A 12,666-nucleotide genomic window follows, 5' to 3' on the forward strand; every position below is an offset into this window, starting at 1 on the left:
CCACGCCCCGGCCTGTAGTCCGTATCCGCCCGCCCTCTGGCCTGCACGTCCGTATCCGCCCGCGCCCCGGCCCGAGCCTCCGCGTCCCGCTCACGCCCGGACGAGCCTCCGCGTCCGCCCGCGCCCCGGCCTGTACGTCCGTATCCGCCCGGCTCCGGTGACACGCTCGGGCCCGGAGCCCAGGAGCCACGGAGCCCAGGACCCCCGATCCCTGGCCCCCCGGGCCGCCGGTCGCGGGGCACGCGTCGGGCCCTGGCCGTCTGGCCAGGGCCCTGGGGCACCTCTCGTCAGCCTCCGCCGGACCCGAGGTCACCGGGTCCGGCCGCACGCGCCGGTGGGCTGATCAGATCTGGGGGAACGCGGCCGAGGACCCGGCCCGCAGCGCCGATCCCCTCGGCCCCACCGACGGGCCGTGGTCGTCGGCGAGCACGACGGAGGCGGGTGCGTGGGAGGGGCCGTGGTCGTCCGCGAGAGTCGAGCCGACCGGACCTGTCACAGCAAACCCCCACATGCCAGCCGTAGCGATCACGCCCATCACGCCGGTCATCTTGCCGCGCATTTCCTGCCCCTTCGATGGATGTCATTCCCTCTGACGCCACCGAGATTTCCAAAGCCTCCTCCCTTTCCGTTCCCCTCTTCCCACTCTCTCCTTCCTCCCGCCCGACCTGCGACATCACCTCCGTTACCGTCTCATTCCCGTGGCTCTTCCCGTATGTCCGCGCGCAGCAGACCGAGGGCGGTACCGGTGCGCCGGTCCGCTTCTTCCGGAGTTTCTCCGGAGACCACCACATAGCCATTGCGGACGTCCTGTGCGACCGGCACGAAATCCCCCGGACCATACGGGAAATGCACCGCCTGCGTATAAGGCAGGGCGCAGATGCTGTCGATTCCCGCCACCGTGCGCAGTCGTCCGGCGGGGAGACGGAAGAACCCGATGGACGCGAAACGGGCGGGCTCGGGCACCGGGCCCAGTTCATGGCCCAGCAGCGCCGTGAGGACCGCGGTCTCCAGGTCGAGGCCGTGGGCGATGTCCACCAGCAGCGGGATGCGGTCACCGCCGAGCCCGGCCCGGGCCCGCACCACGCACGGCCCGTCGGCGGTGGGGGCGATCTCCAGGTGCGCCGGGCCGAAGCGGTGACCGGCGGCGTCCAGCGTCCGGGCAACGAGCCGGTCCACCGCCGGGCGGTCCACCGCCAGCCGGTCCAGCGCCGTCGGCGGAGCGGGATGCAGATGGCCCCTCGCCCGGCGGGCGGTGACACCGATGACCCGGTGCCGTCCCTGTGCGGAGAACGCCTGAACGCTGAATCCCGGCCACTCCGGCGCGGGGCCGGAAAGACCGGGACTGGGGTGGTGCTCGGGCTGTGGTGACGTGGCCGCGACACGGCTCAAAGCCCGTACCGCGGAAGGGGGGTTGGGCGCCCGGCCGAGCCGCCAGGCCTCCTCCAGCGCCGGGAGCACGAGGTCGAGCGGGTCGTCCGCGCCCAGGTGCACGACATGACCGATACCGTGCCGCCGCACGGTGGCGCCGACCAGCGCACGAAGCCCCTGCTCGTCGGAGTGGTCCGTGAGCAGGAGCTCGTGCGAGGCGTCCGCGACGCGGCGCAGGCTCGGTGCGTCGATCAGGCGGGGATCCCACAGGGACCACACGTCGAAGCCGGCGGCGACCGCCTTCCGTACCAGCTGGTACCGGGGCAGCACCAACAGCAGCCGCTTGTCGTCCGGTCGAGCCGCCATGATCACGAGCCGCCTCTCTCGTGGTGGGGGGATCCGAGTGCGTGCGTCGGGGTGGGTGAGCCGGGACCCCGGTGGGTTACGCCGCCGCCTCCTGGGGAACGGCCGCGCCGATGTGGCCGGTGACCGCGTCGACCAGGCCGGCCAGGGCGCTGACCACGGCGGGCTCGGTGATGACGCCCTCGGGCGTGCGCAGCTCCAGGGCGTTGCCGACGGCCACCTGCTCGGAGTCGATGACCTTGGCGCCGCAGTTGGTCAGGATCTGGCGCACGTGCGGCTGGACGTTCTCCCCGCCGGCCTGGCCGGGCGAGGCGCTGACGACGGCGGCGGGCAGGCCCTCGAGCGGCGAGCGGTCCGCGCCGGCCGGCCGGGACAGCCAGTCGAGCGCGTTCTTCAGGACGCCCGACGGGTAGCCGTTGTAGGCGGGGCTGCTGATGATCAGCGCGTCGGCGGAGGCGACCTCCGCGTGAGCGGCGAGCAGTTCGGGCGTGCCGCCGGCGCTCTCCAGGTCCTCGTCGAAGAACGGGAAGTCCCGCAGAGACAGCTCGGTGATCTCGTACTGCTCGTCCCGCTGCTCGATGAGCCGCCGGATGGTGGCGATCACCGCCGTGTTCGCTGACTCCCGGCGGATGCTGCCGGAGACGAGCACGATCTTGGGCATGGCCTTGGTCCTCTCAGAGGTCGCTTCCGGGCCCGGAGGACCCGGCTCTGGTCATGGAGTGATGAGCATGCCGGGGCGCGTTCCCGTCCCGTTCCCGTCTCGTTCCCGCCCGCCCTTCCCCGTGGGTTCCCGGGCCCCGCAGCGAGACGACGGGGGGAGAGGTCCCCTGCGGGGCCCGGAAGCTGGAGGGCCGGGAACGGCCGGGAACAGCCGGGAACAGCGGGGCCGACAGGGCCGGACGGGACCCGGGCCCCGGCTGCCGGAAGGGCCCGGCCGGCCGGGGGAAAACCGGCCGGGCCCACGAGGCCGCCTCACGGGCGGCGGCTCGGACCGGGGGCGACGGCAGGACGGGCACACCGCACCCGACCCGACGGCACGCACAAACCCCCGGACAATCCCGGACAAGTGGGCCGACCCCGACGACGGCTCAGGCGGCGATCCGCGCCACCGTCGGGCGGGCCAGCCGCCGGTAGTCCTCGGTGCGCAGGGCGACCGAGACGTCCAGGCGGCCCGCGTTGAAGTGGATCTCCTCGTGTTCCAGCAGCGCCGGCTCCACCACGAGTTCCACCCCCGGTGCGCAGGCGAAGGGAACGAGCACTCCCTCCGGGCCGCCGCCGAGCTCCTCGACGGTGTGCGGCGGGGTGAACGTGGCCGCCGTACCGCCGAACAGCCGGGCGACGGCGACCAGGTCGACCGTCCGGTCGCCCGGCACCACCGTGAGCACCTCGCACAGGACGCGGCGGCCGCGCCGGACCCGGACCAGCCGGCACCGGGCCGACTGCGCCAGCGAGCTGCCCCGGAGTCTGCTGGCCTCCTCGACGCGGCTCTCCGGAGCGTGCGGGAGCACCCGGTAGCGGGCTCCCCGCAGATCGAAGGTGGTCAGCAGCCCCGGCCAGTCGCGGGAGGTCCGCGCGGGGTGAGCGGTCGAACCGTCACGGGTGTCGAGCAGGGTAGGCACCGGATCCCTCTCCTTCGGTTCCTCGGGTCGTCCCTCGTACGTCGCGTGCTGTCCGCCGGCATCCGCAAGGTCGCACGCCCCGCTCCTCTTTCCGTCCCGCCTGCTTCCCGCCCCGGCACCTGCCCGGCACCGCCCGCGACCTGCCCATATCTGCCGCCCTGCGCGCCTTTGCCAACCTTTTAGCCCCGCACCCCGCCCATTTATTTGCCTGTAGTAACCAACCTTGCCATGATGGTTGCCCTGAGCAACAAAGTGAGGTGTCATGGCCGAGCGAGCGCAGTACGAGGAGCTGATCCGTCAGTTCAGCGCATTCGGCGCCGTGAAGCGGGAGCTCGGGCGGATCCTGCCGGCCGACTGCCCCAGCGGCTCGGCAGCCGTCCTGACGCTGCTCGGCCGGCACGGCGACATGCGTCTGAGCAAGCTCGCGGAACTGCTGGCGGTGGACCTGTCGGTCACCAGCCGCCACGTCGCCCACCTCGCCGAACGCGGCTGGATCGAACGCTCCCCCGACCCGGCGGACAAGCGCTCCCGCATCCTGCGCCTCACCCCGGCGGGCCACGCCCTGCTCGACGAACTGTCCCGGCGCACCACGCGGCTGCTCGCCGAGCGCCTGAGCGACTGGTCCGACGAGGACGTCGGCCGGCTCACCCGGCTGATGGCCCGGCTCAGAGACAGCTTCGGCGACTGCCGGCCCGCCCACCGGGCCGCGCCGCCGGCCCCGGCCGCTCCTCCCGTACTCCCCGAGACCACCCGTACACCCGCGACCACGTAAGAGATAGGAAACCCATGGCAACAACCACACCAGCCGGTGTGCGGGCTCATGGCAGGCACAGTGCGGGCTCCCACGGCTCCTCCGACGGCGCCACGATGACGCACCGGCAGATCATGGAAGCCCTGACCGGGCTGCTGCTCGGCATGTTCGTCGCGATCCTGTCGTCGACGATCGTGTCCAACGCCCTGCCCCGGATCATCAGCGACCTCGGCGGCGGCCAGAGCGCCTACACCTGGGTCGTGACCGCCGCGCTGCTGGCGATGACCGCCTCCACCCCGCTGTGGGGCAAGCTCGCCGACCTGTTCTCCAAGAAGCTGCTGGTGCAGCTGGCCCTCGTGGTGTACGTGGCCGGCTCGGCGGCGGCCGGGATGTCGCAGAACCCGGGCATGCTCATCGCGTTCCGCGCGGTGCAGGGCATCGGCATGGGCGGTCTGTCCGCGCTGGCCCAGATCATCATGGCGGCGATGATCTCGCCGCGCGAGCGCGGCCGGTACAACGGCTACCTCGGCGCCACCTTCGCCACCGCCATGGTCGGCGGCCCACTGGTCGGAGGTGTCATCACCGACACCGACTGGCTCGGCTGGCGCTGGTGCTTCTACGTCGGCGTGCCCTTCGCCGTGATCGCCCTGATCGTGCTGCAGAAGACCCTGCACCTGCCCGTCGTCAAGCGGCAGGTCAAGGTCGACTGGGGCGGCGCCTTCCTGATCTCCGCCGCCGTGTGCCTGCTGCTGGTCTGGGTGACGTTCGCCGGCGACAAGTACGCCTGGCTGTCCTGGCAGACCGCGGCGATGGTCGGCGGCTCGGTGGTGCTGTTCGCGCTGTTCGCCCTGGTGGAGTCGAAGGCCGCTGAGCCGATCATCCCGCTGCGGCTGTTCCGCAACCGGACCATCACGCTGGCCTCGCTGGCCTCGCTGTTCGTCGGCGTCGCGATGTTCGCGGGCACCGTCTTCTTCAGCCAGTACTTCCAGCTGGCCCGGGACAAGTCCCCCACGATGTCCGGCGTCATGACCATCCCGATGATCGCGGGCCTGTTCGTCTCCTCCACCGTCTCCGGCCAGGTCATCACCCGCACCGGGCGCTGGAAGGCGTGGCTGCTGGCCGGCGGCGTGCTGGTGACGGCGGGCCTCGGACTGCTGGGGACCATCCGGTACGACACCGCGTACTGGAAGGTCGGGCTCTTCATGGCCCTGCTGGGCCTCGGCATCGGCATGATGATGCAGAACCTGGTGCTGTGCACGCAGAACCAGGTGGCCCCGACCGACCTGGGCGCGGCCAGCTCCACGGTGACCTTCTTCCGGTCCCTCGGCGGTGCCGTCGGCGTCTCCGCGCTCGGCGCGGTCCTGGCCGACCGCATCACCGACTACGTCAAGGACGGCCTCGCCGGCCTCGGCGCCAAGGGCGCGGCCCTCGGACACGCCGGCACCGGCGACGGCAACATCCCGGACCTCAACGCGATGCCCGCACCGGTCCGCACGGTGGTGGAGTCGGCGTACGGCCACGGGGTCGGGGACGTCTTCCTCTACTCCGCGCCGCTGGCGCTGCTCGCCCTGCTGGTGGCCGTGTTCATCAAGGAGGTCCCGCTGAGGACCAAGGGCGCGCTGGCGCAGGCCTCCGAGCAGGAGACGCCCGCCGAGGCCGCCGCCCCGGCCGCCGTGGCCGCTGTGACCGAGCAGGTGCCCGGCCGGTCCGTGCCGGAGACCGGGGCCCAGGGCGCCGAGGGCACGCAGCGGCTCGCGGCCGTGGCCGAAGCCGCCCGGGCCGAGGAGACCTCCGGCGCCTCCGGTTCCTCCGGCATCCCGGTGCGCGGGTTCGTGCGCGGCGCCGAGTCCGCGCCCGTGCCGCAGGCCGCCGTCACGCTGATCTCCCTGACGGGCCGTCAGCTTGGCCGGTCCGTGGCGCAGTCCGACGGCTCCTACGCGCTGCACGCGCCGGGTTCCGGCTCGTACGTGCTGATCGCCTCCGCCGACGGCTGCCAGCCGCAGGCGTCCACGGTCGTGGTCGACGGCGAACCGGTCGCCTACGACATCCTGCTCAGCGGCACCAGCGGCCTGAGCGGTGTGGTCCGGGACGCCCGGAGCGGGCTGCCGGTGAAGGACGCGATGGTGATCGTCACCGACGTGCGCGGCGACCTGCTGGCCAGTGCCGCCACGGGTGAGCAGGGCGAGTTCTCCCTCGCCGAGCTCGTGCCCGGCGCGGTGACCGTCGCGGTGAACGCCGCCGGGTACCGGCCGCGCGCCCTGCCCGTCGAGGTGGGCGGCGCCGGCGTGACCCGGATCGAGGTGGACCTGGAGGCCGGCGCCCGGCTCCGGGGTGTCGTACGGGCCCCGCACGGGCCGCTGGCCGACGCCCGGGTGACCCTGGTCGACGCGGCGGGCAACGTGGTCGGCTCGGCCACCACCGGCGAGGACGGGGCGTACGCCTTCACCGACCTCGACGGCGGCGAGTACACGGTCATCGCCACGGGCTACCCGCCGGTGGCGACCGCCCTGACGGTGAGCGGCCAGGGCGTCGACGGCCACGACATCGAACTCGCCCACCCGGGCGAGTAAGTCACGACCCCGGCCCGTGGCGGGCGAGCGCGCTGAGCGATCCTCGGGCGCGCCCCGCCACGGGCCGGTTCTTCTGCGAGGAGCTGGGTGAGATGGGACTGACCGCGCGGGTCCGTACCCGGGACGGCTGGGCCGTGCCGCACGCGGTCGTCACGGTGACCGACATGACCGGCACGCAGGTGCTGCGCGCCGAGGCGGACGCCGAGGGGGCCGTGCGGGATGCGACACCGCTGAAGCCGGGGGCGTACACCGTCATCGTCACGGCCGTGGGCTACGCGCCCGCCGCCGCGAGCGCGCTCGTCACCGCGAGCCGGCGGGCCGAGGTCGGGACGGTGACGCTGGCCCGGCAGGGCGGCACCGAACTGCCGCCGCCGGGGCCGTGGACCATCGACCCGGCGCACTCCAGCGTGGCCGCCGTGGCGCAGCACCTGGGCATCTCCAGCGTGCACGGGCGGTTCACGAAGTTCTCCGGGCAGGTGGAGATCGCCCCGGACGACGTGACCGGGTCGCGGGTGGCGGCGGTGATCCGGGCCGCCTCCATCGACACCGGCAACGGCATGCGCGACACCCACCTGCGGTCCGCGGACTTCCTGGACGTGGCGCGGTTCCCGGAGATCACCTACCGCTCCACCGGGCTGACGGCCGCCGGCGCCGACCGCTGGACCGTGCACGGCGAGCTGGGCCTGCACGGGGTCGTGCGGCCGGTCGACCTGGACCTGGCCTACCTTGGCACCGGGCCCGACCCGTGGGGCGGGGTGCGGGCCGCGTTCCGCGCCACGGCCGAACTGCGCCGCGAGGACTTCGCGCTGCACTACAACCAGGTCGTCCAGGCCGGCATCGCCGCCATCGGCACGACCCTCAGGGTCGAGCTGGACATCCAGGCCGTGCAGGGCGCGTCACTGCCGGCCGCGTGAGCCGGACTGGGCGACCGATGCCACCAACTGGCCGCACAGGTCGCGCAGTTTGACGTTCTTGTCCTGGGAGACGCGGCGCAGCCGCGCCAGCGCGTCACGGGCGTCGATCCGCTCGCGGGCCATGAGGATGCCGATCGCCTGGTCGATGACGCTGCGCGAGAGCAGGGCGGTGCGCACATCGGCCGCCGACTGGCGCCGGCGCTCTATCCGCAGCGCCATGCCGATCGCGTCCGCGGCCCGGGCGGCGAACCCGCGGGCCTTGTCCCGCCCGGGGCCCAGCGCGCCCGGCTGCAGGCCGTAGAAGTTGATGGCGGCGCCGGTGCCGTCCGCCACCTCCAGCGGCACCGCCAGCACACAGCACACGCCGGCCGACACGGCGTACTCGGTGTACTCGGGCCAGCGGGTCTCCGCGGACAGGTCGGGGGCGTACTGCTCGATGCCGGTCTCGGCGGCCTGGACGCAGGGGCCCGAACCGTTCTCGTACTGGCGCTGGTCGAGGCCGTTCGGCAGGCCCTCGCTGCCGGCCAGGGTCAGCAGCCGTCCCTCGCGCCGCACGGTGATGCTGCAGGCCACCGCTCCGGGCACCTCCTGCACCGCGCGATCCGTCAGATCGCGCAGCAGCGTGTCGAGGCCTCCGCTGCGCACCATGGCCATTTCCAGCGTGTCGGACGTCTCCGGTCTCATGACCGTACGGGTATCCCGCACGCGACCGTTGACGCCACCGGGCGACCCGGCCGCCTTTCACACGGGGTTGTGGGCCTCGACGATGCGGCGGGCGAGGTCGCGCAGTTTCACGTTCTCCCGCTGCGAGGCCTTCACCAGCGACTCGAAGGCCCCGGCCGCGTCGATGTCCAGCCGTTCCATGAGGATGCCGGTGGCCTGGCCGATCAGGTCCCGGGTGTGCATGGCCTCGGTGAGCTGCTCACGCACGGTCGCCGAGTCCAGCGCGATGCTGACGTGCGCGGTGAACAGCCGCCCGATCCGGGTCGCGTGCTCGTCGAAGACGCCGGGCTTGCGGGCGTAGGCGGTCAGCACGGTGAGCCGGCGGCGGTCGGCGCGCAGCCGCAGCGACAGCGCCGAGCGCAGGCCCAGCCCGCTCAGCACAGCACCGCCGTCGTCGGTCTCACTGTCCGTTATCTTCACCACGGGGCTGGTCCACAGCCGTTCCCAGTACGGCTGCTGCCCGCGGCCCGGGTGCCGGGTCTCGGCGGACCGGACGACCTCGTCGGTCCAGGCGATCGTACGGCGCTGGTTGGCGCGGTCGATGACGGAGACTCCGGCGTGCTCCGCGCCGGGCATGAGGTGCACCGCCAGCCGGGCCGCGGTGCGCAGGGTGCTGTGCGGGGTGTGCGTGTCGTGCAGTTGCCGAGCGGCCACCGTGAGCGCCTCCGCCAGCTCGAGGCCAGCCGGATTACGGGGCAAATCGGAGAACTCGGACGCAGCCACCACGAACCTCTTCGGCATGCACGGCCAGCCGGCCGTGCGCAGGAGAGCTCCGCAGCACATTCCTGACTGCGAGCACAGGACGGAAAGCACTTTAGCTGTTCGGTTGCGCCGGGGTGACGTCCGGCCGACGGGCCGGGGCCCGCGCTTCCGCAGCCGCCCTGGGCCGTGGTGAAATGGCGCACGGGTCAGGAAGCGGCCTTACCGGAATCCGGACGAACGTCTGCCAGGTGAGTGCTGTGACCTTCCTCCCGAATCCCGTCGAACGGCGCGACCGGCCCGGCCGCGTCCTGTTCGCCCTGCCCGCCGAGATAGACATCTGCAACGCCTCCCGCCTGCTGCCCCTCATCGTGTCCGCAGCTCAGGCCCGCGGCGACCGGCTTCGGGTGCTGGTCCTCGACCTCACCGCGACGCACTTCATGGACTCCCAGGGGGTCCGCCTCATCAACGACGTACGCAGCCGTCTGGCCCCGGGGACCCGGGTGTACGTGGTGGCGGAAGCGGAGGGAGTGCCCCGGCGGGTTCTGGAGCTGACCGGAGTGCGCCGTGATGTTCCGGTGTACGACAACCTCGACGAGGCGCTGGCAGCCTAGGCTGGGGTCATGGCACGGAACATCGCGAGCAACACCCGCGTCTCCCGGGACGAGTTGCTGGACTTCGTACGCCCCCGGCACCGCGCGATCCTGCTGACCCGGCGGGCCGACGGCAGCCCCCAGGGGTCGCCGCTGACCTGCGGGGTCGACGACTCGGGCCGGATCGTCGTCTCCACGTACCCGGAGCGGGCCAAGACCCGCAACGCCCGGCGCGACCCCCGGGTCAGCGTGATCGTCCTGAGCGACGACTGGAACGGGCCGTGGGTCCAGATCGACGGCACGGCCGAGGTCGTCGACGCGCCGGACTCCGTCGAACCGCTCGTGGAGTACTACCGCAACATCGCCGGCGAGCACCCCGACTGGGACGAGTACCGGGCGGCGATGGTCAAGCAGGGCAAGTCCCTCATCCGGATCACGCCCGAGCGGTGGGGGCCGGTGGCCACCGGCGGGTTCCCGGCGCGGCTGGCCGAGGAGGAGTAGCTCAGCCGCGCTCCACCATGGCCTCGATGCCCGCGATCAGCAGGTCCAGCGCGAACCCGAAGTCGCGCTCGAGCATCTCCGCCACGGTGTCGCCGCCGCGGGCCGCCATGATCTCCTGCGACTCCCGCAGCACGTCGGCGGCCTGGGGGGCCGCGGTCACCGCGCGCACGGCCCGCTGGAAGTACTCGTCCACACTCACGCCGGTGGCGGCGGCCCGCGCGACGAGGTGGCCCTCCGTCGTGCCGTAGCCGTACACGAACTGGAAGACGGCCGAGATGGCGCTCGTCAGACGGCGCACCGGCAGCCCGGTCCTGCGGATGACGCGCTGGACGGTGCGGGAGAACGCCAGGTTGTTGGGGCCGATGTTGAGGAACGTGCCCACCAGCGGCGACACCCAGGGGTGGCGCACCAGCAGCGCCCGGTACTCCCGGGCGAGGGCGCGCACCTGGTCGCGCCAGTCCTCGTCGGCGTCCGGGTCGGGCAGCCGCATCTCGCCCGTGACCGCGTCCAGCGCGAGTTCGAGCAGGTCGTCCTTGGTGTCGACGTACCAGTAGACGGACATGGCCGTGACGTCGAGCTCGGCGGCCAGGCGGCGCATGGAGAACTTCGCCAGCCCGTCGGCGTCCAGCAGCCGGACGGCGGCCTCGGTGATGCGGTCGCGGTCCAGCCCCGACGGCTGCCCCCCGCCCCGCCCGCCCCGGCGCGCCGTGCCCTTCAGCCAGACGCTGCCGCCCACCGCCCCCTGAGCCGCCTCGGCCATGGCGCACCTTCCCTCACGTGCTCGACGCCGGTCATGCTAGGGCCTGTCGTTTGGATCATTCCGGCGTCGCGGGGTCTGGCACGCACATCTGCGGCGTTGTCGTCGGTTGCCGACGCTCCGCGTCGCCGCCCTCCTCCGCCTTGCAGCTGCACGCACCAGACCCCGCTCGGGTCAGTCAAAAGGCGCCGCAGGCCGGGCCGGACTTGATCCGAACGACAGACCCCAGTGTCCTGTCAGGTGCGCGGGGCCGCCCCGCTGTGCGGGCGGGCCCCCGCCCCTGGCGCGCCCGCCCGCTCGGCCCGCCGCAACAGCACCGCGGCGACCACCCCACCGGCCAGCACGGCCGCCGCCCCTACCAGCAGGCTCGTCTCCAGGCCGGAGGAGAACGCGTCGAGGACCCGCTCCCTGTCCGGGCCCGGCCGCGCCGCCGCCAGCGCCGCGGGCAGCGAACTGGCCGCCACCGGCACCAGCGCCGCGAACCGCGCGGTGAGCACCGCCCCGAGCACCGCCACGCCCAGCCCGTTGCCGAACTCCGCCAGGGTGCCGTTGATCCCGGCGCCCACCCCGGCCTTCTCCCGGGGAATCGCGCTCATGATGGCGTGTGCCATGGCCGGGCTGGCGATCGCGCCGCCCACGCCGATCAGCACCAGGCCGAGCAGGGTGGGACCGTAGCCGCGCTGCCCGAGCGTGGCGATGGGCACCAGCCCGCCGGACATCAGGGCCATGCCCAGCGCGATGGACACCGGCGTCCCCAGTTTCGCCGTCCACTTCGCCGCCACCCCCGAGAAGGTGAGGGCGACGATGGTGAGCGCGAGCGGTGCCGTCCGCAGGCCGGCCTCCAGGGCGTCGTACCCGAGCACGAACTGCAGGTGCTGGGTGAGCAGGAACAGCGCCCCGCCCATGCCGAAGGCGATCAGCACCGCCCCGGCGACCGCGCCCGTGAACCGCCGGTCGCGGAAGAAGTGCATGTCCAGCATGGGGTACGGGACGCGGCTCTCCACGTAGCCGAAGGCGCCGAGGAACACCGCCGCCAGCGCCAGGGAGACCAGCACCCGCTGTGAGGTCCAGCCGTGCCCCGGGCCGGAGATGATGGCGAAGACCAGCAACGTCGTACCGAGGGTGGACAGCAGCGCGCCCAGCAGGTCGGGGCGGTCGCCCCGGGGGTTCTTCGACTCCGGCACCAGCGCCACCACGGCGACGAGGCCGAGCGCCGCGACCGGCAGGTTGACCAGGAAGATCGCGCCCCACCAGAAGTGGTCCAGCAGGAAGCCGCCGATCAGCGGACCGGCCGCGAAACCGAGGGAGTTGACGGCGGCCCAGATGCCGATGGCCCTGGGCTGCTCCTCGGGCGTGAAGATCTGCATCGCCACGGCGAGGGTGGTGGTCATCAGCAGGGCGCCGCCGACGCCCATGCCGGCCCGGGCCGCGATCAACTGGCCCGTGGAGGAGGCCAGTCCGGCCACCAGCGAACCGATGCCGAACAGGGCCAGGCCCGCCGCCAGCATCTTCTTGCGGCCGTAGCGGTCGGCGGCGCTGCCCGCGGTGAGCAGCAGGCCGGACTGCACCAGCGAGTAGGCGTTGATCATCCACTGGATGTCGGAGGTCGCCGCGTCCATCTCGCGGGTGAGCGAGGGGATGGCGACGTTCAGGACGGTGTTGTCGAGCAGGACGGTGAGCTGCGCGAGACAGATGACCCCGAGGATCAGCCAGCGCTGGGGGTGCCCCTGCCGGTCCTGGGTCTGCGGCGGTTCCGGTGCGGACGTCGTCATGTTCTACACCGTAGAACGGTTCCTATACGCTGTACA

13 protein-coding genes are annotated in these 12,666 nt (G+C 72.9%); 5 read left to right on the forward strand and 8 right to left on the reverse strand.

Annotated features, from left to right (window positions below; genetic code table 11):
- Positions 1–343: 343 nt before the first annotated feature.
- From AB0K80_RS14845 to AB0K80_RS14860, 4 genes are all read right to left on the reverse strand, one after another.
- Positions 344–559, reverse strand: coding sequence for a hypothetical protein (locus AB0K80_RS14845; RefSeq protein WP_365669427.1), 216 nt, complete (start codon positions 557–559; stop codon positions 344–346).
- A gap of 131 nt (positions 560–690) precedes the next feature.
- Positions 691–1,734 carry a phosphoribosylglycinamide synthetase gene (locus AB0K80_RS14850; RefSeq protein ID WP_365669429.1) on the reverse strand — a complete coding sequence of 348 codons (1,044 nt, stop codon included), beginning with the start codon at positions 1,732–1,734 and terminating at the stop codon, positions 691–693.
- 76 nt (positions 1,735–1,810) lie between these two features.
- Positions 1,811–2,392 carry an NAD(P)H-dependent oxidoreductase gene (locus AB0K80_RS14855; protein ID WP_365669430.1) on the reverse strand — a complete coding sequence of 194 codons (582 nt, stop codon included), beginning with the start codon at positions 2,390–2,392 and terminating at the stop codon, positions 1,811–1,813.
- Between the two features lie 427 nt (positions 2,393–2,819).
- Positions 2,820–3,350, reverse strand: coding sequence for a YbaK/EbsC family protein (locus AB0K80_RS14860; RefSeq protein ID WP_365669432.1), 531 nt, complete (start codon positions 3,348–3,350; stop codon positions 2,820–2,822).
- Positions 3,351–3,612: 262 nt separating this feature from the next.
- On the opposite strand from AB0K80_RS14860, the gene AB0K80_RS14865 reads away from it, so the two are divergent.
- The 3 genes from AB0K80_RS14865 to AB0K80_RS14875 all read left to right on the forward strand — a co-directional run bounded on the left by AB0K80_RS14865 (position 3,613) and on the right by AB0K80_RS14875 (position 7,585).
- Positions 3,613–4,122: a MarR family transcriptional regulator gene (locus AB0K80_RS14865; RefSeq protein ID WP_365669434.1), complete on the forward strand. Its 510-nt coding sequence runs from the start codon at positions 3,613–3,615 to the stop codon at positions 4,120–4,122.
- A 14-nt stretch (positions 4,123–4,136) separates the two neighbouring features.
- Entirely contained in the window at positions 4,137–6,671 is a 2,535-nt protein-coding gene (locus tag AB0K80_RS14870) for an MFS transporter (RefSeq protein WP_365669436.1), read from the forward strand.
- Between the two features lie 92 nt (positions 6,672–6,763).
- Entirely contained in the window at positions 6,764–7,585 is an 822-nt protein-coding gene (locus tag AB0K80_RS14875; protein WP_365669438.1) for a YceI family protein, read from the forward strand.
- On the opposite strand, the gene AB0K80_RS14880 is transcribed toward AB0K80_RS14875, so the two are convergent.
- Both AB0K80_RS14880 and AB0K80_RS14885 read right to left on the reverse strand, forming a co-directional pair.
- Positions 7,568–8,269 carry a GAF and ANTAR domain-containing protein gene (locus AB0K80_RS14880; RefSeq protein WP_365669440.1) on the reverse strand — a complete coding sequence of 234 codons (702 nt, stop codon included), beginning with the start codon at positions 8,267–8,269 and terminating at the stop codon, positions 7,568–7,570. The two genes, AB0K80_RS14875 and AB0K80_RS14880, sit on opposite strands and share 18 nt — an antisense overlap.
- A 57-nt stretch (positions 8,270–8,326) precedes the next feature.
- Positions 8,327–9,049: an ANTAR domain-containing protein gene (locus AB0K80_RS14885; RefSeq protein WP_365669442.1), complete on the reverse strand. Its 723-nt coding sequence runs from the start codon at positions 9,047–9,049 to the stop codon at positions 8,327–8,329.
- A gap of 209 nt (positions 9,050–9,258) precedes the next feature.
- Between AB0K80_RS14885 and AB0K80_RS14890 the strand changes: the two genes are divergently transcribed.
- Together AB0K80_RS14890 and AB0K80_RS14895 are read left to right on the forward strand one after the other, a co-directional pair.
- Positions 9,259–9,621 (forward strand): STAS domain-containing protein, encoded by a 363-nt coding sequence (locus AB0K80_RS14890; protein ID WP_365669444.1) that lies wholly within the window; start codon positions 9,259–9,261, stop codon positions 9,619–9,621.
- Positions 9,622–9,630: 9 nt separating this feature from the next.
- Complete coding sequence (locus tag AB0K80_RS14895) at positions 9,631–10,101, forward strand: PPOX class F420-dependent oxidoreductase (protein ID WP_365669446.1); 471 nt, start codon at positions 9,631–9,633, stop codon at positions 10,099–10,101.
- A gap of 1 nt (position 10,102) precedes the next feature.
- Here the strand turns inward: AB0K80_RS14895 and AB0K80_RS14900 are convergent, their stop codons facing one another.
- Entirely contained in the window at positions 10,103–10,861 is a 759-nt protein-coding gene (locus AB0K80_RS14900) for a TetR/AcrR family transcriptional regulator (RefSeq protein ID WP_365669448.1), read from the reverse strand.
- Positions 10,862–11,094: 233 nt separating this feature from the next.
- Positions 11,095–12,630, reverse strand: coding sequence for an MFS transporter (locus AB0K80_RS14905; RefSeq protein WP_365669450.1), 1,536 nt, complete (start codon positions 12,628–12,630; stop codon positions 11,095–11,097).
- Positions 12,631–12,666: the final 36 nt, after the last annotated feature.

It is taken from the genome of Streptomyces sp. NPDC052682 (genome assembly GCF_040678435.1).
GTDB lineage: Bacteria > Actinomycetota > Actinomycetes > Streptomycetales > Streptomycetaceae > Streptomyces.